Source organism: Algoriphagus limi (genome assembly GCF_024919275.1).
Lineage (GTDB): Bacteria > Bacteroidota > Bacteroidia > Cytophagales > Cyclobacteriaceae > Algoriphagus > Algoriphagus limi.
This window is the reverse complement of the sequence record NZ_JANWGH010000001.1, coordinates 189,871-212,620: the sequence shown is the minus strand read 5'-3', so window position 1 is coordinate 212,620 and position 22,750 is coordinate 189,871. Positions and strand designations below refer to the sequence as shown.

The window sequence follows — 22,750 nt, the reverse complement described above, 5'->3', positions numbered from 1 at the left end:
ATCAACGTTTTAAAGAAATGAAAAAGGCTTTTTGGACTTTAATTTTTATATATCTAAGCACGTATTCGGCAACAATTTTTTGTCAGGAAATACATGCAATAGACTTTGGAATTGATCCAAGTGGACAAAATGATAACAGCAAAATCATCAATGAATTAATCGATTCTTTATCCCAAAAAGGGGGTGGCATCATTTTAATCCCAGAAGGAAAATTTCTATTAGATGATGCTATTATTCTGAAATCCAACATTATTTTCCGTGGCAAATCCCAAGAAGAGACGATTTTCTTTCGAAACCCTGATTCCGGCAATTGGCAAAACACCAAAGCACAAGGCCTTTTCACAACCAATCCTTCCATTTTGAATAATGGAGTTATTGTTGAGCATCTTCGGGTAAATGGGAATTTTGAAAAAAAAGCCAGTGGCGGAAAAGGTGGGGTTTGCCTACGAAATTGCACTAATTCAACCATTCGATTTGTAACTACTGAAAACACTTGGCATGGATCAGCCTTTTATGACTATAAAGGAGTAAAATCCGGTAATCTAATAGATAAGGTAATTTCCCTTAATGCTCACACCTTTACCTCCAAGGATAATTCGGGTCGTCCTCGCGGAATATTGGTCACAGATGCAGGTACGATTGTGAAAAACAGCAAAAGCTCCCATGCCGGTACTGGATTTTATGCAAGTGGAAAAGATATTGTTTTTGAAAATAACCATGCAGAATATTGGTTTGAGGACAATGGCTACTACCTGATAGTCGACAATCTCCGGATTTCAAATTGCTCAGCCAAAGGCGGCGATTCTCCCGAAAAAGGATTCGGATCCGGTTTTGCAATTGCCTATAAAAAGGGAGCCTTGATTGAAAACTCAAGGGCTGAAAATTGCAGCAACTATGGGTTTCGAATTCATGTACCGCAGTCAGACACACAGCTTATAAATAATGAGGCAATTGGCTGTGGAAATGGGTTTGGAATTGAAATCGCCTCACATCCATTTCCAGAAGTTTCATCAAATCTTCTCTTTAATAACAATACCTCCGAAAGAAGTGGCCTCCACGGATTTTTATTCAGACAAATGAGTGATTCCAAAATCATTGGAAACAAAGCCATCAATGGAAACCAACGTGGTGTAACACTTTCCACTCGAGGTGCAATTGCAATTAAGGAGTATGTCTCGAATTGTGAATTTGAAGAGAATCAATGCTTCGATAATCAATCCAAAAAAACACAACTTTATGGACTATATGATTTTTCTGTGAACCAAATTACTTCAGAAGCGAAAAAGGGCAAAAACAACAAAATCAAACATAAATCCACCTCCGGGACCGATGTTTTTCAGTAATTTTTTAAAAGCATATTCTTGACAAAGCCAAATAGTTTAAGCTGTCTTCCAATTCTTTTTGGTTCCGTAACAAGGCGATAAAACCACTCCAGTTTCAGATTAATCATCCATTCCGGTGCTCGCTTAGTTTTTCCAGCATAAATATCAAAACTACCCCCCAATCCAATATAAATAGCAGGATGTATTGCTGAGAGCTTGGTCATTAAGCGCTCTTGTGCAGGCGAACCCATAGCCACAAATACGAAATCTGGTTTTATTTCAGTAATTAATTTTTCCAAGCCAAGCATTTCTTCTGGCTGAATGTATCCATTTCTGTATCCCACTAGATTGATTCCTGGGAATTCAGACTTCAGTTTTCCTACCGTAGCCTGTATGATTTCTTCTTTTGCACCGATAAAATAGAATTTTTTCTCTCGGTGATATTTTTTAACAAATTCAAGCCAAAGTTCAACTCCTGGAATTTTAGCAACATTGGACAAGCCTTTCTGCCTTAAGGCCCATACTGCTCCAACTCCATCCGGATAACCAATATTCCGATTAATCACCTCTTTTAACTCGGTATCAGCATTTCGTATCTTTTCAGCGTTTACAGCAACTAATAACTCGTTTTTTCCCTGAGAGAAATTCATCAGGGATTCTCTATCAGGGAATCCAAAAATTCGGATTCCATTCACCCATCTATATTCTGGATTAAAAGAGTGAGTGGACTTTTTTTCGGAGTTTTGAATTGACGTCTCCTGCCCTATATCTGTTTGCTGTAGCAATTGCACCTCTTGATAAATTGAGTCTAAATTCCTGATTTTGAACGTAAAATTCTAATATTTTTTCTTTTAAGTCTATAACGTTCCCAGGTTCAAAATCGATACCGTTCTTTCCTGAATCCAAATAAGTAGCCATTCCACCTTTTCCACTACCTATTACGGGTAAACCGCAAGCCATGGCCTCGAGTCCGACTAATCCTAAGCTTTCTTCCAATTCCGAAGGAAAAACGAATGCATCCCAGGTCAAGAAGATTTTTCTGATTTTATCCTGAGGAATATTACCTAGAAACTTTACTTTCGAAGATATATTGAGCGTTTCACAAAGTTTTTTAAGATCGGCTTCCAAAACCCCCGGCCCACAAATTTCGAGTTGCAATTCTTTAAAAGATAATTTGGCAAATGCCCTAATTAAAGTCTCTAGCCCTTTCCCCCTATCAAGCCTTCCCAAATAACCTATTCGATAGAATAGTTCTTCCTTTGGTCTTTCAGAGTAAAATATTTTAGGATTAATCCCCCCTGATGGATAGATCTCGATTTTTTCTTTCTCAACAACCAAAGCTGTTAGTTTAGAAACAAAAAAATAAGAAGGAACAATCACCAAATCAGCATTTCTGAAAATGGGAAGGTTCCATTTTCTCATCCATTTATATAACCTCCCTTGTCCCAAAATATCCGTCCCATGGGCATTCAAGACGATCTTTTTTTTATACCTATTTTTCCAAAAATGAAAAGGAATCAATGAGTGCTGCAGGAAATGCACGTATACCAAATCAAATTCCCCTCGATTCAATTTTTGGATGGATTCAAAAATAAATCGAACATATTCTAATAGTAACCGAAATCCTTTTTTCTTCCCGTAGATTACTGTTTTATCAACTATTTGAATAGAGTCATCGGGAAATTCATTTTCGAAATTTCTGACAAATACCCCAAAATTCGGACTGCTTTCCGAAGGGTACATATTAGAAATCATGTAGATTTTTAGCTTTTCCAAATTTTTGGACCGAGCCCATTAACGACACCAAGGCTAATCCCCAACATAGCGGAGTTAAAAATATGACCAGCTAAAAAAGAGATCAGGAGCAGAATAAGGTTTACAGCCCAAATTGGCGATTCAGATAAAGAACCACTAAAACTGCGGATGGTAGCCCAAAGAAAAATACCTAAAACAAGGCCTAAGCCCAGGAAACCATTCATAAACAACAAATCAAAAAAATCAATTTCTATAGTATGGGGATCCCCATGATAAATTCCCATCAATTGTAAAAACTCTTGGTTTCCTACTCCAAACAAGTAGTCCCAGAAACTATAAACGCTTGGAAAAAAAGACATGGCACCTATCACCATTTCATTTCTCCCTGATAAAATGAATGTCAATAAATCTAAGCGTTCGTAAAAAAATAAAATCCGGTCTATCAAGCCTGTTGCTTGAATACCCCAAACAATTAAAGCTCCCATTCCTATCGCCAAGAAGGGTAAAGACAATAGTCCAACAAACCTTCCTATTGTAATCCTTTTCTTGAGGAACTTGGGCAATTCCAATAATCCAACGATCAGAATTATACCCAAAATGGCTGTTTTTGAAGTATTCAAAACCCCTAAAACCAGAAGAAAGAGAAAAAAGATAAATCGGAAAATTCCTGTCCAATTTTTTGTCTGAAACCAAGCCACACTAGCAAAAAGCAAAAAGATCCCGGCGACTTCATTACCCGCAAAAAAGAACCCTCTTCCTCCAATACCCTGTCCTTCCGGACTATCATATTGACTGTAGCCTATTCCCAATACACCCAATAAAATATTTACGGCAATAAGCCAGAAATTAAACCAAATAAAGACATTCCAAAATTTCTTAAGTCTTAGCGAGTTAAGATCTAAACTATAGAAGAAAAAAAAGGATATTGGGAATAAGATAAGCTTAAGGTTATAACCAAAATTCCCCACTACCGTACGAGTTTCCCCCGTCAGCATCGCTTTAAAAAGTAGAGGTAGTAGAAAAAAAAGTATTAACGAGAATGAAGCCAAAAATATCATTGGCTTTTTGAATAAGAGATAGCTAAGCATTCCAGCCAGCATCCCCATTTTGTACAGTTGGGAAATACTGATACCTACTCCAATTCGCATCAAAACCCCATTTAAGCAATCCACCAATAAATAAGTAATTGCCATAAAAAGAAGAATTCCCTGAAGAAGGGAAAAAAGGATTTCGATAGTCTGATTTTTAGCTAGACTTGTCAAATTGAATTTTGAAATACGCTACCAATACCCTCACAAAACCAAGCAACAATCCCAAAAAGACAGACAAAGCCAAGATTAATGGAATATTGGGTTTGGATACTTGGTAAGAAACCACAGGGGGATTAATAATCGTAAGTTGTGGGATATCCTCCTGAACCTTGATTTTAGCTTGATCCAGCTGCACTGCCAGGTTATTATAAAGATTACTTGCTAGGTTATATTCAGCCTGTAAACGTTCTTCTTGAGCTCTAGCAGAAGAAAAGCTTAAATTCTGATTCCTATCCCTGAATACAGATAAATTATTTTGTGTTTGATAAAATTTCTCCTGAGCCTCCTCATAGCGCTCTTGGATAAAATTCAAATTTTGAATAGCCTTCTCAGTCTTGTATTCAATCACATATTCGGAAAGCAATTCAAAAACAAAAACAGCCACCTGAGCAGACACTTCTGGCGAAAGCGTCTCAACTTCTAAGGCTATAGTCCCAGTCTTTGCATCATTCGTGAGGGTTATGATCTTACGATACTCATTAAACATCGGTACTAATTCCCTTCTTAAAAAGATTAAGGAATCCTGTAATTCAGTTTCTAAATCCAAAGGAGGAGGATCCTCGCCAAACAATACATTCGGAAGCCCAATGGTATATTTCTTAATCAAAGATGGAATAGAAGGCCTTCTATTCTCTTCTACAAAAAGACCAAGCTTTTGAATTTCACCATCTACTTCAATGTTCTTCTGACTAAGTCTCCAAAGAAAAGGATAACTGTAAATTATTTCTTGGTATAGCTGGGGAGAAAGTGAACCTATTTCCTGGCTTCCATTCATTCCTCCTAGATTTAAACCAGATAATCCACCTAGCTGCCTCATCAAATTATTTGAGGAGGAGCTGCTTTGAGCAATAAATTTTAGGTTGGAACTGTAATGATTTCTAGTAAGTAGAATCACCACAAAACCAAGTCCCAATAAGGCTAGAATAGCCGTTAAAAATCTTTTCTTCTGTTTAGAAAAAAAGCGGATCAAATCTCCGATATCAATGGTTTCATTAGCCATAAAATGGGTCTTTTTTTTCTAAGTATAGGCGATAAAGAATCCTGATAGGACGAAATTTAAACAATTTCAGAATGCTATTTTTTTTCCAATCTACTTCATCATAAAAATAGCGGATCAAATCAGGATTGAAATTTTTAGACTTAATTGATTTAGCAATTTGGGCTAGTAAATATTTATTAGAATAATTCTTCAACAGAATTTCATCTTCTTTTGTAGAATTTGGCAAAAGGGATTTTACAGTATTTACTAAACATGGAACCTCGAATGTTTTATTCTTTCGAGTAACCATATTAACACTATCAATATGATAGGTCCCAGAAATCTGATTCCAAAACCCCACTTTTCCCAATTGAAACGCCAATCTTAACCATGTATCAACATCTCCTCCTGTTTTACATAGGCTTTCAGGAAATCCACGAGATTTTTTAAAAGTATCTTTTTTAATTGCTGCAGTACTAGTCCAGATAACAGGAGAATTTGAAATTGAAGTTTTAAGAAAATCTGAAAAAGAAAATACACTCAACTTGTTTTTTGGATATTGCTTAGAAGAATGGCAGGTACAAATCCTTGTTCCGTTTGATACCTCCCACGCTGAACCAAAAAATTCTATTTCTGGATGAAGGTCGATTTGAATTTTTAGATTTTCAAGATAGTCCGTTTTCCATTCATCATCTGCATCTAAAAAACATAGCCAAGGTTTAGATGCTTTGGATATTCCAAAATTCCTAGCTGCGTACCCTCCAGGTCCCGGAGAATTCCTATGGTAAATTTGAATTCTTGGATCTTCAAATTGATTAATTACCTGAAGAGAATTATCAGTTGATGCATCATCTACAAAAATCAACTCCCAATCTTGAAAAGTTTGATTCAATACAGAACCAATTGATCTTGAAATATGGGGAGCTTTATTATGATTCGGAATGATTATAGTAAACATCAAGTTCTCTCTGCTTGCTTACCGGTAAAATCAAGCTTAAACAGTTCCTGTACTCCTATAAATTCTAAGTACCAGCGAAGTGAAAATAATTTAAGCCGCTGATAAAAGGTGTATTCATTAAATAAAAAAACAGTTACAGGAGGCCTAAGTAAAAATAAGGAATAGCTTATTTTCTTTACCAAAGAAAAGTCCCTAAAAAACTTAAAGTACATTCCTCCAGATGTTCTTCTTTTTTTGCTTTTAAGAGAGGCTATTGATTTTCTAGCGGGGTGTTTTACAACCACATTTTCTCCATAAACCAATCTAAAACCATTAGTGCTGGCTTTTTTTGTCCAATGAAAATCACCTCCCGATAAAAGCCCCTCAGGGAAATTTCCAACCTCATGAAATACACTTTTCTTTACAAATAGATTTGCTGTTATACTCTGACCATTGCTCTCTACATTTCTTTTTTGGTTAAAAGAAAATTGTTTTTCAAAGATATAGGCCAATTCTCCTCCGTCTTTCTCTTTAAAAAACTCTACCTTACCTCCGACCAAATCAGCACCTTTATTCAAAAGATTTACTCCCTCTTCAATCCAATCCTTTGCAGGAAGACAATCTGAATCAGTAAAAGCAATTATTTCTCCACTAGCATTTATTACCCCTAAGTTCCTTGAGGCATAGGAGCCTGGTAATGACTGTTCTAATAATTTTACATTTTTTGACAAAAAAAAATTATTTGGTGGAAGTGAATTGGGGTCATTGTTGACAACAATAATTTCTAATCTTTCTTGGGGTAATGTTTGTTGTCTGAGTTGTCCTAAACAATCGGCTAATCTATCCCACTCCTTAAAAGTTGGAATAATTACACTTATGATAGAATAATCATTCATCTAAACCTAATTCTATTCTTTTTAGCTGATACAACTCATATACTCGTGCGGAAGCAGTCTCAGGATCAACCTGGTTTTTTAATCCCCACTGCTTTTTTTCAATTGAATATGATCTTTTATAGTCCTCAACTAAAAAATATTCAGCATTGGAGTATTCTCCAAACTTTTGCAAAGCAAATCCTAACTCAAAACCTGGCGGATTGTAATTATAACTGTAAGGAGATTTGGAAAGATTGCTTTTAAAAGAGTCGGTTCCAATCACTTTAACCATGGACTTAAATAAAGAAGAATTAAAAAATGGCAATTCAGGGTGAACATTATGAATCAAGCCTAAGGCGTATAAATTGAATCCATGGTAGCCAACAGACTTCAGATAATTGTATTGTTTTTGGATTTTAGGAATTCGAAACTCCTTATAGCTTGCCAATAACCTAGCTTTCTTCCCTACTTTTTGATAACCTCTAGGGTGATGCATAATAACACCATCGGGATAAACTTTCATTAAGTCGTCTAAAGCACCCAAAAAATCATTGGTTTGATCACTAATTTCTGCATCACCGTGCTTTGCCAATAAAGTTCCAGAGGCGGCAAACCAAAGCTGGTGATTGAAGGTCTTATCAAAGCCTTTTATGCTTCCATCTACATTGACAATTTCCCATGCTCTTTCTCTGGATTTATAAGGATGAAGTCGGAAAACATCCTTAGCTAAGGAAAAAATTCGCTCATCCCCAAAGAACCGGAAAGCATATTCTAAAGCCTCTATGGTCCAAGCTTGCCCCATTAGGCCATTTGAAAAGTCTTTTTTGGGATTTTTCCGATGCCAAAAAGTTGCATTCATCGGTCTAGCCTCTTCAGACATCAAATAACCCAAGCATTTTTCTGCTGCTTCTTTGAATTTCTTTTCTCCGCTCAACTCATGGGATTTCAAAAAAGAAATCAACCAATGAGACGTATTTCTTACGGGTGTTTCAGGATCTTTATAAGGACCATTATGCCCAGGCTGAAAAGAACCATCAGGATTCTGTTTGGAAAGGGCGGACCAGCTGGATGTGACAAGTAATTCTTCCGTATTCATCAATAAATCCTAACGAAAAGGGGCTATCAAATTTCCCAAAAACACCTTTGAAGAATCAATTGGGTTTACTTTTACCATATGTTTCATTTGTGAAAGACTTTTCACGAAATCCTTTTCTTTTGCATATAATCTAGAGAGTCTTCTTCTAATCTGATAAATTCGATTTGATATAGCTCTTTGCTGAGAATCTTTCAAAAAATAAAGCTTCATTTTTTGAAATGTATCTAACTGGTTTTCAAACTGCTGAATCGTATTTTTACCAGACCAGACACCATTATTGTGAACACGATAGCACCCTGAAGTAAAATTTAAGAATCCCACAGGCCCGTATTCTGTAGCTATAGCACTCAAAAAATTATCGGCATTAAATACCTCGAAAAAAATATCAGGAAATCCATTTTTGAAGGCTTCCTTCTTAAACAATGTTGTTAGAATCTTGGGTTTGTATTTCTGTAAAATTACTTCATGAGAAATTGTTGGTGATAATCTGATCCCATCCCAAGCCTCTTTCTTTAAAATTTCACCCTTCTCATCAACTTCAGAATAATTAGTGCATGAAGTTGAAAAATTAGGGTTTTTCTCTAAGAAATCGACCTGTTTTTGAAGTTTATATGGATCAGTCCAATAATCATCTCCTTCACAAAAGGCTATATATTTCCCTTCACACCTAGGGAAATTATATCGAACAGCATTCCCTCGAATTCCTTTAGAGTATTGATTTTCTTTTTGTATTAGAACTTTAAATATTTCAGGGAATTTTGAAGCATATTCCTTTAATACATCAGAAGTCCCATCTGTAGAAGCGTCATCATAGACGACAACCTCCATATTAAAATTGATTTTTTGCTTTAAAATACCTTCAATGCATTGCCTTATATAAGGATAATGATTGTAGGTGATACAAGAAACTGAAACCAAAGGTTTTTCAATCATTATCCTTTACTTTTCAAAATAAAAATGGGTCTATTCCTAAACTCTCCCAAAGAATCAAATCTTTCAATATTTTGGAGAGATAACTCTCTATATTCTGTTTTTCCATCTTTCTCCTCAGGAATACCAATTGATTGAATTTCCCATTTTTCTATGGTAGCAGACTTCACAAAATCAATCATTTCAGATTTCGTACCATTCTTAAATAGAAGCTCATTCCGATCACCTTTCCAACAAAAACCCATCTGCAAAACCATTATGTTGGTTTTATCCGAAAAGTAATTGATAGCTTCTTTCATTTTTTCTAATGCTTCCTCTTTTGAAGATCCCTGATCCCCAAAATCATCTCCCAAATGATGGATAACATTAAAAAGTAGTACTATATCTATACGATCATTCTTTAAATCCGAATAAAAATCGAAATACTTATTTCTAACATCTATATTGAATCCTAGGATATCTTTAGCCTTTGAAACAAAATCCGAATGATTAGGATTTCCCTCCACATAGATTACTTCTTTTGCTCCCGCTTCAATTGCCTCAAAAGTGAAAAAACCAGTATTCCCACCTATGTCCAAAACCCTTTTTCCTGAAAAATCAATTTGGCTTAATAACCAATCAAGCCTTTCCTGTTCAAACCTTGAAATAAATTGTTTTACATCCTCATGGATCAAAGTTTTTAGAGCTTTTGGCAAAATTTGATATCCTGAATGCTTACTATTCTTTTGATACAAATCAACCAATATATCTTTTTCAGTTATGTTCATTTAAATAAATTTTTAAAGTATCGTTCTTTAAGTAAATATCACTAGCTATCAATTTGTGATAATCCATATAAAATTGATCTTTTGAATATTGATAAAACTTCGGAGTCTTCTCTTCATTCAAATTCGAAATCAATCCACCTGACCAAAAGTAAAATACACCAGGCATATAGGCTCTTTCCACTCTAGTATCTTTCAATCCATTATCCAGAGAAAAGTCATCAAATAAGGACATGTTAGAATCTAAAATTAATTGTGATGGCCCCCATAATCGAGGATTTGCTTCAATCATCACAAAATTTTGGCCATCATATTTAACCTCAACCATCACTAATCCAGAAAATCTGATTTTTTGGAAAGCTTGAATAAACTTTTGTGTTATTTCCTGATTATGAATGGAAGATGATTGGGCTAATATCATGGAAGCACCGGCATCCTGCTGAATCAAGTTTTCCTGAGAAAAAATTGAAATCCCTCCATTTTTTGAAAAGTAGAATAATAAGTAAAAACTAGAACCATCAATGTACTCTTGAAAATAATATTCTGATAGGTTCTCTAATCGATCTATTTTTTTTAAGTCGTTTTCAGAAAAAACCAAAATTGGCTTTTCATTAATTTTTGATAGTCCTTGTCCATATAATTTTGGCTTGATTACGAATGGAAATTTCTTTGGTATTTCGAATGAATCTTTTGGTACAGGAATACCTGTTGAACGACAAAATTCAGAAAACTTATATTTATCCGAAATCAGAGAGTAGGTCTTTTCATCACATAAACCAAACTCAATATGATTCTCTAATAATATTCTTCTATTACTTAAAAGGAATCGATTAAGGAATTCTGTCGAAGGCAAAATAAAAACAATATCTACATTCCGCTTTTGCCTTACTTTTTTACAATAATCTAGAAGAGAGCCAATTTCTAATTCATTCTTTGCTCTTTTCCCTAAAACATTCTGAGAATATGAAGTTTGGAATATAATATCATCATCTCCGTTGGCAATAATATCAAAGGGAATCTGCTCAGTTTTAGCATATCTACAGAAAGCAATAACTGCTCTCTGATTATTACCTGAAAAGATAAGGACTGACTTGGAATCCAAAGCGACTTATTTGTAAATAGAATTTATAATTCTACAAATCAAATCAACCTCCTCAAGAGACAATTCATAATAAAGGGGAAGGCATAAAACCTTGGAAGCAATTTCTTCGGTAATCGGCAACTCTTGTTTTTCAGTGTATGGGAGCTCTGATAAACTAGGATAGAAATATCTTCTTGGAAAGATTTGAGATTTATTCAGTCTATCCAAACATTTTAAGGCTGAATCGCTATTCTCAAAAATTACTGGGTAATAGGCATAATTAAAATCAGCATTTTTTAAAAAAACAGGTTTTGAAATATTTAAGTCTGCTAATTTTTGATCATAGAGATTGGAAAGCAACTTTCTCTTCGCGATGATATCATTAACCTTTTTAAGATTTACCAATCCCATAGCAGCATGAAATTCAGAGTTTTTACCATTTATCCCCAATTCACTGAATTTATAGGGGCCATCATGTCCAAAATTCCTCATGAAATTCATTCTGTTATGGATTTCTCTATTTTTTGTAAATACTCCCCCACCCTCAATGGTATGAAACAATTTGGTGGCATGGAAACTTACAGTGGACACATCGCCATATTCAAAGATAGATCGACCCTTATAGTTGACTCCAAAACAATGAGCACCATCGTATATTACTTTTAGTTTATGTTTCTTGGCAATATGATCAATTGCCTCAACATCGCAAGGATTCCCATATACATGGGTTGCCAAAATAGCAGATGTCTTATCCGTAATCGCTGCTTCAATTTTTTTTGGGTCAATATTCAGCGAATGAGAATCTATATCAACAAAAACAGGCTTACAACCTTCCCAAACTATACTAGAGGTAGTTGCTACGTAAGAAAAAGGAGTAGTGATTATTTCACCATGTAAATCCAAAGCCTTTATCGCGATCTGCAAAGCAATTGTTCCATTTCCCAGATAAAGAAAATTTTCTACATCTAGGTATTCGGAAATTTTCAATTCCAACTCATTTACCAATGGACCATTATTGGTAAGCCACTGCCTTTTCCAGATACCTTCAAGGTATTCCTGATATTCAGACATTGGAGGTAGATATGGTTTCGTTACCGGAATCATCTTTTTAAAATAATCGTTCGAAAATCAACAAATGGCTCCGTTTTGGCACCCCAGGAGATAAGAAAATAAATGCAGACTCCCATTAAACCTCCAGCGATCAATTTTATCCAATCCAAAAATGGGACATTTTGAATCAAATCTTTTACAAGCCAACAAGCAAATCCAGCTATTGCACCTACAAGAAAAATCGGGAATATATCTCTGATTTGCCTCCAAACATTATACCCAATAAATCTACCACTGTAGAAAGAATTAATCCCAAATGCAACCAAATTAAGGATAACTTGTGTCCAAAGTAAGGCAAATATCCCAAAAGGAAGGGCTACAACTATTCCTAGTACCGTTAAGGATTTTTTGATGATTTCAAGCTTCAAATATAAATCACTTCTTCCTTTTACCTTGAGTATATTTAAATTATAGGAATGAATAGGGAACATCAGTCCTATAAAGCATAAAATCTGGAAATAGGGTACAGCAGGAAGCCATTTCTCGGTGAGTACTATTCTAAATAAAGGTTCAGCCAATACTATAGAAAATACCATCACTGGAGTAAGCCAAAAAAGGACTTGCTGCATAATGCGTTTGTAAGCAATTTTTAATTTCTCATTATCATCCTGAATCTCTGAGAACATTGGAAAAGTCACTTTGGAAAGTGTATTGGAAATATTCTTTACCGGTATTTGCTTCAAAGAATCAGCCTTTGCATAATACCCTAATTGAGTGACTGGGAAGAATTTTCCAATTACTAAATGGTAAATATTTGAGAAAACTGAATTTATTACCCCAGCAATCGTCAGTTTAGCACCAAATCCGAAATGGTATTTAAACCTTTCCCAATCAACAACCCATGAAGGCCTCCACTTAGAATAAATCCAAAACTGAATACTGAGAAGTAAATTTTGGGCTAGGTTCATTCCTACCAAAGCCCAAACTCCAAATCCTTGTATTGCCAAGACCAATCCAAAAATCCCACCAACGATGGTAGATGGAATCGTTACCTTCATTTCAGTTTTAAAATCCATTTTCTTTACTAACCTTGTCCGCTGAACGGCTGAAAATGGATAGATAAGGAAAGTCAAACAATAAACTTTGATAATAGACTCTAAAGCAGGTTGATTAAAGAATTGGCTAATTAGGCCAGCACTTAAAAACATCGCAAGGTATACTAATAAACCTACTGCCAAATTGATAAAAAAAACAGTGGAATAATCCCGCTGATCTGCATCTTTCGTCCGAATCAAGCTGGAAGTCATCCCAGCATCAATCAAGCTATTTCCCAAAGCCATAAATACAGCGAGCATACCAATAAGCCCGAAATCTGCAGGTTCCAAAATCCTTGCTAAAAAAACAGTAACCAAAATCATGGTTATCTGAACGCCAAACTGTTGGGTAAGACTCCAAAAAAAACCATGCAGAGTTCTGGTTTTTAAGCTCATTGTGCAGGGATACCCATTATTTTTTTTCCAGAAGCTTGATTTTTTGTCACCACGGCTCCGGCGCCAACAATCACCTCGTCACCTATTTCAACACCTGGAAGTATAATAGCTCCTGCCCCAATTCTGCATAATTTCCCCACTTTAGCCCCACCCAAAAGGATGGCACCTGGGGCTATTTCTGAAAATTCACCAATAGCGCAATTGTGATGGACATGAGCTCGGGTATTGACCAAAACTCCTTTTTCAATTTGAACCTCTGGACCCAAAAATGAAAATGAAAATCGATCAAATTCTTCCTCTTTTTCAATTGAAGAGATAGAATAATCTCCCTTCAATCCCACAAATTGCCCCCCCTCTTTTTCCAGAAGAGTAATAAGATTTTTTCTAAAGGAGGGATTGCCCACTCCTAAACAAAACCTTGGATCTTTCTGGAAAATGCTATTCAAAGAACTCATATTTGTAATCACTGGGATTCCACCAAGTCCTTGGCCCTCCTTACCTTCGTCCTCATCAAAAAAAAGAAGGTCCTTTTCATCAAACCCATTTCGTTTTAAAAGTTGAAGAACTTCAAGACCATGACCGCCTGCTCCTGCTATTACCATAAACTCATACAGAAAAATCCCCTGAGTGACTCAGGGGATTTGATGGATTATTTAGCTCCAATCCCGTAATGAACAAAGCCTAGGGAATCAAGGTATTTTTTATCGTAGATATTTCGGCCATCAAAGATAACCTTGTTTTTCAACAGCTTTCCGACAGCATCCCAGCTTGGAATTCTAAACTCAGACCATTCTGTCACTAACAATAAGGCATCTGCATCTACGCAGGCATCATAAGCGTCCTTACAGTAGGTAACCTTATCAAACAAGTAATGCTCTTTTGCCTCTTCCATAGCCTTAGGATCGTAAGCTCTGACTGTGGCACCGGCAGCTCGAAGTTCATCGATAATAACCGCAGCAGGAGACTCCCGCATATCATCCGTATTAGGCTTAAAGCTCAATCCCCACATCGCAAAGGTCATTCCGCTCAGGTCCTCTCCGAAGTGAGATTTAACCTTGCTCGCCAAAATATATTTTTGATCATCATTTACATCCTCTACAGCCTGAAGAACTCGAAGGTCATAGCCGTATTCTTTGGCTGTTTTTATGATCGCTTTCACATCTTTAGGAAAACAAGAGCCACCATAGCCAACTCCAGGGTAAATGAATTTATTTCCGATTCGCGGATCTGAACCAATTCCTTTTCTTACCATATTGGCATCAGCTCCTACTTTTTCACATAGGTTAGCAATGTCATTCATAAAGGAAATCTTCGTTGCCAACATGGCATTTGCAGCATACTTGGTCATTTCTGCAGAAGGAATATCCATGTATATAATTCGCTCACCGCTCAACTGGAAAGGCTTGTATAAGCGCTGCATGATTTTTTCTGCTCGCTCATCATCCACTCCGATCACGATTCGATCAGGTTTCAAAAAGTCTTCAACTGCAGCACCTTCTTTCAGGAATTCTGGATTGGAGGCAACAGCAAAAGGAAGGTCTGAACCTCTTTTGTCCAAGGCTGCCTTAATCGTGGCTCGAACTTTTTCGCCGGTCATAACCGGCACAGTACTCTTAGTAGCTACCACAATGTAATCGGTCATCTTTCGTCCGATTTCATCTGCAACAGCCAATACATACTTTAAATCAGCTGAACCATCCTCTCCCGGAGGAGTTCCTACCGCAATGAATGCCACTTCAGCTCCTTGAATCGCTTCGCCTAGATCGGTACTGAAATGAAGACGACCACTTTGATAATTTCGAACCACGATTTCTTCTAATCCCGGTTCGTAAATTGGCATAATCCCCTGCTTGAGCTTATCGATTTTCTTCTGATCAATATCTACGCAGGTCACTTCGATCCCCACATCAGCAAAACATGCTCCTGAAACAAGGCCTACATACCCAGTTCCTACAACAGCAATTTTCATAAATAATCGGTTATATTAATTTAATAATTGTTGCACTAAGATTCCCAACGTTGCCAAACTAGAAGCAATCCCAATCCAACCAGCAGTTGAAATTCGTTCTCTTGGTGGTTTTTGGGGAACTACAATTTCTGCCCCTGGCTCTACAGTTGGGTAATTTTTTATTCCTAAAAAGCTTCGTGTTTGTGCTGCATCACCATTTGCATAGACCACGTAGGCTTTACTTTTTCTTGCATTTTCGGTAAATCCTCCTGCTTTAGAGATATAATGTTTTAATGATTTCCCCTTGTCAAAACGGGTGGTCGTAGGCATCAATACTTCTCCTACCATCCTCACAGTCTGCAATTGCTTTGGTACTTGAAGAATGTCACCTTCCATTAAGATCAAATCGGCTTCAGAACCAGGATTTTTAAGAATATATTCTAAGTCGATCCCTACTAAATCCTCTTGTTTGAATCTTTCTTGATTCAAAGCTGGATCAATGGAAAGCGTATCGGAAAAAGTAAAAAATTCATCCATCCCAGATTGTTCGTTTTCTTGTTCCAACCTTTTCTGCTCGATTTCCGCAAGCTTTTTATCCACACGTTCAAAAAGTAATTTCTCCGCCTCATTCAGTTCACGGTTTGTCTCGGGATTTAATCGTTCCCACATCTGCCTCAAACTTTCCTCACGTAGTTCTTCTTCGGTCTTACCTTTATAATAAACGGTCCTTCTGATTAAGCTAGCACCTTTAGGGTAAGCAAATTGAGATAATCCTCCTGACCGGGTAATCAAATCAGAAATTCGCTCATTTGCATTTCCTAAAACGAATTCGCCTGGATATCTTACTTCGCCTCTAACTGCCACAATTTGCTCTCTCTCAAAACCAGGACTTCTTCTAATAAATACATGATCAAATGGCGTTAAAGGCTTGGAAGCTTCTTCTTCGCTCAATTGCAAGCTTGAGTTAATTGTCAGGGTAGAAATCTCAGCGATTTTCCCACTACTTGCATCCCTCGCTCTGCTCGCAATTTCAATGGAACTATTTGCTGCCGACTCTAAAAATCCCCCAGCTCTAAGAATTAAATCACCTACCGTCATATTAGAGGCGAATGGATAAGTTCCCGGAAAATTCACCTCCCCTGAAATCTTCACATAATATTCTTCTTGAATATCATATCGATTAGGTATGAAAAGAAGGTCTTCATTTTTCAAGGCTGCATTAGTTCCATTCCCTTCTAAAATTTCTTTCAAATCCAATGAAATAGCTCCGAGAGTCAAGTCAGGATTGGTTCTGTATAAAGTTGCTCGATTCGTGAAGGCCTCAGGCTTTAATCCTTGTGCTTTTTCAATCAACTCCAAAACACCCATCCCTTCATCCAAGGAATATTCTCCAGGGCGGTTAACTGCACCGGTGATTTGAACTCTATTTTGAAATCGTTCCAAAACTTCTCCCACTAAAATCTCATCACCATCCTTAGGCATAAAGGAATCAAAACTAGCAGAAGCCACATCAATTACTTTACGTTGATTATCCTCAAATCTTCTAATTGTAACCCGGTCTTGAAAGGCTAAAGAAGAAAACCCTCCTGCATACTTAAATAGGTCCGATAAGGAATTACCTTGTTTAACTTCAAAATACCCCTCTCTTCGCACTGGACCTATCAGTTCAACTCTGGCCTGATAAGCAGGAACAATAATCACATCATTATCATTAAGAGTAATATTTGAGCTTTGGTCTCCATTGATCAAAAAATCATAGATGTCAATAGTAGCTACCAATTTAGAATCTCTGTAGACTTGAATGTTTCTGAAAGCTCCAGTTTCATTAGGACCTCCTGCAGAATACAACGCGTTAAAAACTGTAGCGAAAGAAGGCAAGGTATAAGTCCCTGGCTTAGTCACTTCTCCTACTAAGGAAACTTTTATGGAACGAATATTCCCCAATCTCATCTCAAGGAATGTATTCGGAGAACTTCCTAAAAGCCCTGAGTAAATTCTTCCGAGACTAGTTTTTATTCGAGCTCCAGCCGCCTCAATCGTAGATCCTCCAACTTGAATTGGACCAATGTTAGGAACAAAAATCTTTCCCTCTGGAGTGACCGTTAAGTCGTAGGACTGCTGAGAAGCTCCATAAATATCAATCAATAATTGATCCCCTGAGCCAATCACATAAGAAGATGGTGTTGGAATGTTCAAACTTGGGCTAAAATCCAATTCCCGATTATGAAAAAGTTTAAATCCAAAAATCTTCTTCTGCTCAGGAGTCAAATCATAATAAGGGTCTGATTTGCGAAGAGAATCGAACACACCAACAGAGCCCCCGAAATCCTGATTTCTGGAAAAATTACCATTCTGATTTTGATTTGAGGAATTAGACCCGTTCATCAATTCATTGATTCTTCTAGAAAGCTTAGCGGCTTCCGAAGGAGGCATCCCCCTTTCCTGAGCAATTGCTACCAATTGAGTTGAATTAATTCCATTGGCTTCTGCCCGCTTTACCAATTGTTCTATTTGGGCATTGGAAAGATCATCAACTCTTAGGTTTTGTATATCTGCAAGACTCTGGGCCAAACTAGCATGTATGGCTAGAACCAAAATAAAAGCCATTAACCAAATCTTCCGAAAGACTTTCGTGAACATGAGTTGGTCTTTAGAATGAATATTTTCCAAGTAAGTCAATGAATTAAATTGAAATGTTCCAATTTGTAAAAATCGTATCGAATACGAATTGGTTTTTAATTAAGTGTTTGAAGTTAAGAATATTTTGGTTGAATTTGCTAAGGTGATTTCAAGGTTGAAACTCAAATTGAAAATTGGTATTTGAACATAAACCCCGGATACAGCTTCGCCCTTTCAGTCCCAATTTAGACTTAGCAGTCAGTAATTCTGAAATCAGGACAAATCCTAGATTCCTATATTTTTATCAAAAAGAACCAATCCGGAAGATTCCAAACGATTGGTCTTTAAAGTGAATATCACTTTTCTATTGATCAGCTCTTCCAATCTTCTGGTTAAGCCCTTGATATAGTCTTGGTTTAAATCTTCACCAACTACCACTACATCAATTTTACCGGAGTCCACCCCCCGAGAAAGGTCACCCACAAGTAAAACTTGCTCAACCTCTCCCATTCGCTCCAAAATCTGCTCCAACAGCTTATCTAAACCCAAATATTTTCGGATTATATCTCTGATATTGGTATAGAAAGGATGATTTGTGTTAGCCTTGTAGGAAATCTTATTCTTATCGGATTCTTTTACTAAAACCCCAGCTTGGGTCAGATTATTCAATTCCTTTCGGATAGCATTAGTTGATTCACCAAACTCATCTGCCAATCCTCTAAGGTGACTCTGCGTATGGTGATTCACAAAAAACTTTACTAATAGCCTCAACCTGGTCTTTGAGGTGATAAGAGAATCAAGCATTAAAAATAAATTGAAAACCGAGTACCAAAGGTACTCATTAGAAGGAATCGATAAAAATTATTTTAATTCTAATTTTTCAAACTAAAAGTAAAAACCTTTAAAACCATGAATTATCCCATATAGATATTTTGTGGCTTCTTCTTCAACATATTTCGAAGTAATTGCCCACTCCAGGAAGAAAAAGCGCCCAACAAAAAGCCTAGGAAACCAGTGGCCAAGATCATATAGGTTCCATTTCCTAGACCAAAAAGTTGAGCCATCTTGTCAGGTAAATTACTGCCCGTTTCAGCACTTAGGTAAAAGGCTAATCCCATCCAAGCAAGCCCCATCCCAAAGCCACCTCCAAAAAAAGCAGCTCCACCTTCAGGTTGAACAAGAAGGGATAATAGTCCCAGACCAATCATAACTCCCCAAAAAGGAAGGAACGGATTTAAGAATATCACCAAGACAATAGACAATAGGAGAAACAAAATGAACTTCATGATTAATTAGTAAAGGTAGTTTGAAACAATAAATTTTCTTCCTGATCCTCAGTTCGAAGATCAAAATTTAGGTAATCCCCATTCGCCCATTTGGAAATAAAGTTACTATAAAACTTACTCCCTGGGTTTCCGGATTGGCCACCAGGATATATCCCAAAGGCTTTAATTGGTGTCCCCAACTCCACGACCATTCTCCAGGAAGCTCCATGTCTCTCGCTGGTTGCATTCAAAATCCCTCTACCTCCACCTGTGTATACATTTTCAACTGAAAAAGGCCTGAACTGAGGAACCAAGTGCTGAATACTGGTCCGCTTATAATTAGCCCAAGTATAATCCCCTTCTTCTTGCCCCCATTCACTCATAGATTCCACCATTTCAGCAAATCCATTTCTCACGTGATCCCTAGCTGTTTCTATTGCTTCTGTCCCCTTATGATCGAAAAATTCACTTTCAGGGCTAAGTTTTAAAAGCCTTACCGTCTCATAATTATTTGGATAAACAACCGATATATCCCATTCCATCCAATCATTCCAGATTTGATTGTATGTTTTATTCCACCAATTGTAAAATAAGGTTGGACCTTTTTGATTGGGGTCTGCATAAAAATCCCAGGATTTAAGCTCGTTTAGGTACTTTTCAGCTTTTTCACCTTCTCCAATTTCATTCCCTAACAATTCCAACATGACCGGAAGTGCCTCTGCAGCATGAAGATAATAGTCATCGAATTGGAGCTCCTTCATTTGATCAATTGTGATCGAATTCATCTCCCGAAGACGATTATTCAACCGCCTATTTCGATAATGCTCGTAGCTATTATCGAAAACATAATATGGATAAGAAGGATCAACTGGATGCTGATTTGCCGAAGACACAAATCCTCTCTCAGGATTTAGAGTACTAGGATTCTGCTCATTGGGAATAAAGGCTTGCCATTCCATTTGAGGATCAGCACCATCCATGAAGAATTTACCTTGCTTTTCCCACTTTACTGGAAACTTCCCCTGAATTCGCATTGCAATATCTCCTGAAACAGAAGCAAAGACGAAGTTTTGGGCTGGAGCTGTAAAATGATTTAAGGCATCATTGTAATCATCATGATTCTTTGCCTTATTCATTTTGATAAATGTCAGTTGCTCATTGGAACCCATATGGGCTGTCCATTTCAAAGCAAAATTCACATCCTGTCGTTCACTTCCAAAAGTCCTATCATAAACAACAGGACCATAATGGGTGTATACAACAGTATCATAGTAAGGCTCTTGACCTTTGATTTTTATCTCTTCTATTCTATGGTTTGCCTCTCTCCACTCACTCCCGTATCTGTATGTTTTTCTGGAATCATCCTGAAAGGTGATTTTATACCAATCTCTTGCATCTTTGGTGGCATTTGTAACTCCCCAAGCGATATTTTCATTAAATCCTGAAATGACGCCCAAAGCTCCTGGCAAGGTAGCGCCCTTCACGGTATGCTCCAGTGTACTGAGTTGCATGCTGTACCAAAGTGAAGGAAGGTTTAAACTTAAATGAGGGTCATTGGCCAAAATCGGATTCCCATTTTTTGTTTTCCATCCTGCCACGGCCCAGTTATTTGAACCAACTCCTTCCTCGGGTTGCGGCAAAGGGTCAATTACCAACTCATCATTTGGATAAGATCCAGCATCTGGATTCTCAACCTGGATCGGTTCAAAATCCCAAACTCTTTCTGCTTCAATCACAGGATCATTTTCTGCAGGAAATTCAGGAAATAACACATTCAATTTTTCCTCACCGAGAATCTTTCGAAGGTTAGAATATTGCAAATCCCGATCTCCAACTAACATGTCAGACATGTATTTCAGAAGGAGTAAAGACTTGTAAGAAGACCAGTTTTCCGGACGATAATTCAAGATTTTGTATTCTACGGGAAGCCTAGCATCATCCAAAGATGCAATGTATTGATTCACTCCATCAGCATAGGCCTCTAATAGGTCTAACATTTCAGGATAATTCTCTTTGACAAACTCATACCCAAGTTCGGCTCCATAAGCAAGTCCTTTTCTACGGGTCATTCGATCTAATTCCAGAGCTACCGGACCAACAATTTCTGAAATCCTACCTGCAGCAGCCATGGTTTGAAATTCCATCTGCCATAAGCGATGCTGCGCAGTTACATACCCCTGTACTCTATAAAGATCCTCCTCATTTTGTGCAAAAATGTGAGGGATCAAATTTTCATCATAGGAGACTTTTACAGGAGCTGAAAGACCTTCCAACTGAATCGTTTCCTCGGCCAATTGATCCTCACTGTACATATTTTGCCAAAATCCATGGTTTGGATCTAATAATGGCGCAACAGGAGGTGCAGGCCCCATCGGAATAGACACTACATAACCTAAGACAACCGTGATGAGGAATACTAAAACAAAGGAGAAAACTTTCATGAATGAATAGGATGATTCAGAAGCTAGCAATATAAGAAAAACAGGAAAATCTCGATTTGTTTTTCACTTTGGATAAAATAAAAAACCCGGTCTTTTGAAAAAACCGGGTTTTCAAAACTTTATGGACTCTTATTGTATCTGAATTGGAAGCTTAAGCTTTTCCCATCTAATTACTATTCCTGGTTCCTCGATATCAATGGAAAGCCTTTCCTGAGAACTTTCTTCCCACTCTGGACTAACCTCTACTCGAAGTACATCCTGCTTTTCATCATATTGAAAGTGACCATGCTCCAAATCCCACTCAGAATTAAGAATCACAGTCCAATCACCATTTTCCTTTGGGATGGTGAAAAGAGAATACTTGCCCGCAGCTAAAGGCTGACCCTCCACGGTCATTCCTTCAGATAATTCAATGAAGGTTGCCTCATTAGCTCCTGTTCTCCAAACAACATTATACGGCACCAAATCACCCCAAATTTGTCTTCCTTTTACAGATGGAGAGCCGTATTGAACTTTAAAAGGCTTGCCAGAAATATCTCCTTCTTTTACTTCCAAAGGACTAGGGCGGCTCTCTTGCTCAGATTCAGTAGTCATTTCTGTAGCGGAATTTTCTTCCGTTGTTTCGGAGTTTTTGCTACCGCAAGAAACAAAAACCGATAGGGCCACTAAGGCTGGAACAAATAGGTATCTCTTTTTCATAGTCACTAATTTATCTTAAAAATTCTTCATTTATGAAACGGTCAATATTGTTTTACCTTATTAAGGACTAGTATTCCGTCATGCCAAAATAAATAATTTCCAATTTAGCACCACTTTTGTTTGATTACGGATTCAATGGAGGACTTGTTAAGCTTTCTTTACTTTAATCACTCATTTTACTTATTTCAC

Annotated in this window: 20 protein-coding genes; 1 reads left to right on the top strand and 19 read right to left on the bottom strand. The window is 37.1% G+C overall.

Annotated features, from left to right (window positions below; translation table 11 throughout):
* The first annotated feature begins 17 nt into the window (after nt 1-17).
* Nucleotides 18-1,343 carry a right-handed parallel beta-helix repeat-containing protein gene (locus tag NY014_RS00940; protein WP_259412651.1) on the top strand — a complete coding sequence of 442 codons (1,326 nt, stop codon included), beginning with the start codon at nt 18-20 and terminating at the stop codon, nt 1,341-1,343.
* Here the strand turns inward: NY014_RS00940 and NY014_RS00935 are convergent.
* From NY014_RS00935 to NY014_RS00845, 19 genes are all read right to left on the bottom strand, one after another.
* Complete coding sequence (locus NY014_RS00935) at nt 1,337-2,017, bottom strand: WecB/TagA/CpsF family glycosyltransferase (protein ID WP_259412650.1); 681 nt, start codon at nt 2,015-2,017, stop codon at nt 1,337-1,339. The two genes, NY014_RS00940 and NY014_RS00935, sit on opposite strands and share 7 nt — an antisense overlap.
* A 16-nt stretch (nt 2,018-2,033) precedes the next feature.
* Nucleotides 2,034-3,065, bottom strand: coding sequence for a glycosyltransferase family 4 protein (locus NY014_RS00930; protein WP_259414113.1), 1,032 nt, complete (start codon nt 3,063-3,065; stop codon nt 2,034-2,036).
* A 20-nt stretch (nt 3,066-3,085) separates the two neighbouring features.
* Nucleotides 3,086-4,270, bottom strand: coding sequence for a hypothetical protein (locus tag NY014_RS00925; RefSeq protein ID WP_259412649.1), 1,185 nt, complete (start codon nt 4,268-4,270; stop codon nt 3,086-3,088).
* Nucleotides 4,271-4,322: 52 nt separating this feature from the next.
* Complete coding sequence (locus tag NY014_RS00920) at nt 4,323-5,387, bottom strand: GNVR domain-containing protein (RefSeq protein WP_259412648.1); 1,065 nt, start codon at nt 5,385-5,387, stop codon at nt 4,323-4,325.
* On the bottom strand, nt 5,380-6,324 hold the full coding sequence (locus tag NY014_RS00915) for a glycosyltransferase family A protein (RefSeq protein WP_259412647.1): 945 nt from the start codon (nt 6,322-6,324) through the stop codon (nt 5,380-5,382). Before NY014_RS00915 ends, NY014_RS00920 begins: the two co-directional genes overlap by 8 nt.
* Nucleotides 6,324-7,199 carry a glycosyltransferase family 2 protein gene (locus NY014_RS00910; RefSeq protein ID WP_259412646.1) on the bottom strand — a complete coding sequence of 292 codons (876 nt, stop codon included), beginning with the start codon at nt 7,197-7,199 and terminating at the stop codon, nt 6,324-6,326. The genes NY014_RS00915 and NY014_RS00910 overlap by 1 nt, the downstream gene beginning before the upstream one ends.
* Complete coding sequence (locus tag NY014_RS00905; RefSeq protein ID WP_259412645.1) at nt 7,192-8,274, bottom strand: hypothetical protein; 1,083 nt, start codon at nt 8,272-8,274, stop codon at nt 7,192-7,194. Before NY014_RS00905 ends, NY014_RS00910 begins: the two co-directional genes overlap by 8 nt.
* 9 nt (nt 8,275-8,283) lie before the next feature.
* Nucleotides 8,284-9,207 carry a glycosyltransferase gene (locus NY014_RS00900; RefSeq protein ID WP_259412644.1) on the bottom strand — a complete coding sequence of 308 codons (924 nt, stop codon included), beginning with the start codon at nt 9,205-9,207 and terminating at the stop codon, nt 8,284-8,286.
* Nucleotides 9,207-9,971: a class I SAM-dependent methyltransferase gene (locus NY014_RS00895; protein ID WP_259412643.1), complete on the bottom strand. Its 765-nt coding sequence runs from the start codon at nt 9,969-9,971 to the stop codon at nt 9,207-9,209. Before NY014_RS00895 ends, NY014_RS00900 begins: the two co-directional genes overlap by 1 nt.
* Nucleotides 9,958-11,070, bottom strand: a complete 1,113-nt coding sequence (locus NY014_RS00890; protein WP_259412642.1) for an ATP-grasp domain-containing protein — start codon at nt 11,068-11,070, stop codon at nt 9,958-9,960. The genes NY014_RS00895 and NY014_RS00890 overlap by 14 nt, the downstream gene beginning before the upstream one ends.
* A 6-nt stretch (nt 11,071-11,076) precedes the next feature.
* On the bottom strand, nt 11,077-12,120 hold the full coding sequence (locus NY014_RS00885; protein ID WP_354003148.1) for a DegT/DnrJ/EryC1/StrS family aminotransferase: 1,044 nt from the start codon (nt 12,118-12,120) through the stop codon (nt 11,077-11,079).
* A gap of 29 nt (nt 12,121-12,149) precedes the next feature.
* On the bottom strand, nt 12,150-13,589 hold the full coding sequence (locus NY014_RS00880; protein WP_259412640.1) for a lipopolysaccharide biosynthesis protein: 1,440 nt from the start codon (nt 13,587-13,589) through the stop codon (nt 12,150-12,152).
* Nucleotides 13,586-14,191, bottom strand: a complete 606-nt coding sequence (locus tag NY014_RS00875; protein WP_259412639.1) for a PglD-related sugar-binding protein — start codon at nt 14,189-14,191, stop codon at nt 13,586-13,588. The genes NY014_RS00880 and NY014_RS00875 overlap by 4 nt, the downstream gene beginning before the upstream one ends.
* Before the next feature lie 47 nt (nt 14,192-14,238).
* Entirely contained in the window at nt 14,239-15,558 is a 1,320-nt protein-coding gene (locus tag NY014_RS00870; protein ID WP_259412638.1) for a UDP-glucose dehydrogenase family protein, read from the bottom strand.
* Nucleotides 15,559-15,573: 15 nt separating this feature from the next.
* The gene (locus NY014_RS00865; RefSeq protein ID WP_259412637.1) at nt 15,574-18,177 is read right to left on the bottom strand and encodes an SLBB domain-containing protein; all 2,604 of its coding nucleotides are present in this window, start codon (nt 18,175-18,177) and stop codon (nt 15,574-15,576) included.
* A gap of 264 nt (nt 18,178-18,441) precedes the next feature.
* On the bottom strand, nt 18,442-18,960 hold the full coding sequence (locus NY014_RS00860) for an ArsR family transcriptional regulator (protein WP_259412636.1): 519 nt from the start codon (nt 18,958-18,960) through the stop codon (nt 18,442-18,444).
* Nucleotides 18,961-19,070: 110 nt separating this feature from the next.
* Nucleotides 19,071-19,442, bottom strand: a complete 372-nt coding sequence (locus tag NY014_RS00855; protein ID WP_259412635.1) for a hypothetical protein — start codon at nt 19,440-19,442, stop codon at nt 19,071-19,073.
* A 2-nt stretch (nt 19,443-19,444) separates the two neighbouring features.
* Nucleotides 19,445-21,862, bottom strand: a complete 2,418-nt coding sequence (locus tag NY014_RS00850) for a penicillin acylase family protein (RefSeq protein ID WP_259412634.1) — start codon at nt 21,860-21,862, stop codon at nt 19,445-19,447.
* 129 nt (nt 21,863-21,991) lie between these two features.
* On the bottom strand, nt 21,992-22,561 hold the full coding sequence (locus tag NY014_RS00845; protein ID WP_259412633.1) for a DUF2911 domain-containing protein: 570 nt from the start codon (nt 22,559-22,561) through the stop codon (nt 21,992-21,994).
* Nucleotides 22,562-22,750: the final 189 nt, after the last annotated feature.

Bases quoted from the DNA above. Each gene is read 5' to 3' on its own strand.
- NY014_RS00930 (WP_259414113.1), bottom strand. From the start codon at position 3,065: ATGTACCCTTCGGAAAGCAGTCCGAATTTTGGGGTATTTGTCAGAAAT.
- NY014_RS00915 (WP_259412647.1), bottom strand. From the start codon at position 6,324: ATGTTTACTATAATCATTCCGAATCATAATAAAGCTCCCCATATTTCA.
- NY014_RS00865 (WP_259412637.1), bottom strand. From the start codon at position 18,177: ATGTTCACGAAAGTCTTTCGGAAGATTTGGTTAATGGCTTTTATTTTG.
- NY014_RS00905 (WP_259412645.1), bottom strand. From the start codon at position 8,274: ATGAATACGGAAGAATTACTTGTCACATCCAGCTGGTCCGCCCTTTCC.
- NY014_RS00920 (WP_259412648.1), bottom strand. From the start codon at position 5,387: ATGGCTAATGAAACCATTGATATCGGAGATTTGATCCGCTTTTTTTCT.
- NY014_RS00910 (WP_259412646.1), bottom strand. From the start codon at position 7,199: ATGAATGATTATTCTATCATAAGTGTAATTATTCCAACTTTTAAGGAG.
- NY014_RS00885 (WP_354003148.1), bottom strand. From the start codon at position 12,120: ATGTCTGAATATCAGGAATACCTTGAAGGTATCTGGAAAAGGCAGTGG.
- NY014_RS00880 (WP_259412640.1), bottom strand. From the start codon at position 13,589: ATGAGCTTAAAAACCAGAACTCTGCATGGTTTTTTTTGGAGTCTTACC.
- NY014_RS00900 (WP_259412644.1), bottom strand. From the start codon at position 9,207: ATGATTGAAAAACCTTTGGTTTCAGTTTCTTGTATCACCTACAATCAT.
- NY014_RS00870 (WP_259412638.1), bottom strand. From the start codon at position 15,558: ATGAAAATTGCTGTTGTAGGAACTGGGTATGTAGGCCTTGTTTCAGGA.
- NY014_RS00860 (WP_259412636.1), bottom strand. From the start codon at position 18,960: ATGCTTGATTCTCTTATCACCTCAAAGACCAGGTTGAGGCTATTAGTA.
- NY014_RS00845 (WP_259412633.1), bottom strand. From the start codon at position 22,561: ATGAAAAAGAGATACCTATTTGTTCCAGCCTTAGTGGCCCTATCGGTT.
- NY014_RS00855 (WP_259412635.1), bottom strand. From the start codon at position 19,442: ATGAAGTTCATTTTGTTTCTCCTATTGTCTATTGTCTTGGTGATATTC.
- NY014_RS00875 (WP_259412639.1), bottom strand. From the start codon at position 14,191: ATGGTAATAGCAGGAGCAGGCGGTCATGGTCTTGAAGTTCTTCAACTT.
- NY014_RS00895 (WP_259412643.1), bottom strand. From the start codon at position 9,971: ATGAACATAACTGAAAAAGATATATTGGTTGATTTGTATCAAAAGAAT.
- NY014_RS00940 (WP_259412651.1), top strand. From the start codon at position 18: ATGAAAAAGGCTTTTTGGACTTTAATTTTTATATATCTAAGCACGTAT.
- NY014_RS00850 (WP_259412634.1), bottom strand. From the start codon at position 21,862: ATGAAAGTTTTCTCCTTTGTTTTAGTATTCCTCATCACGGTTGTCTTA.
- NY014_RS00925 (WP_259412649.1), bottom strand. From the start codon at position 4,270: ATGGCAATTACTTATTTATTGGTGGATTGCTTAAATGGGGTTTTGATG.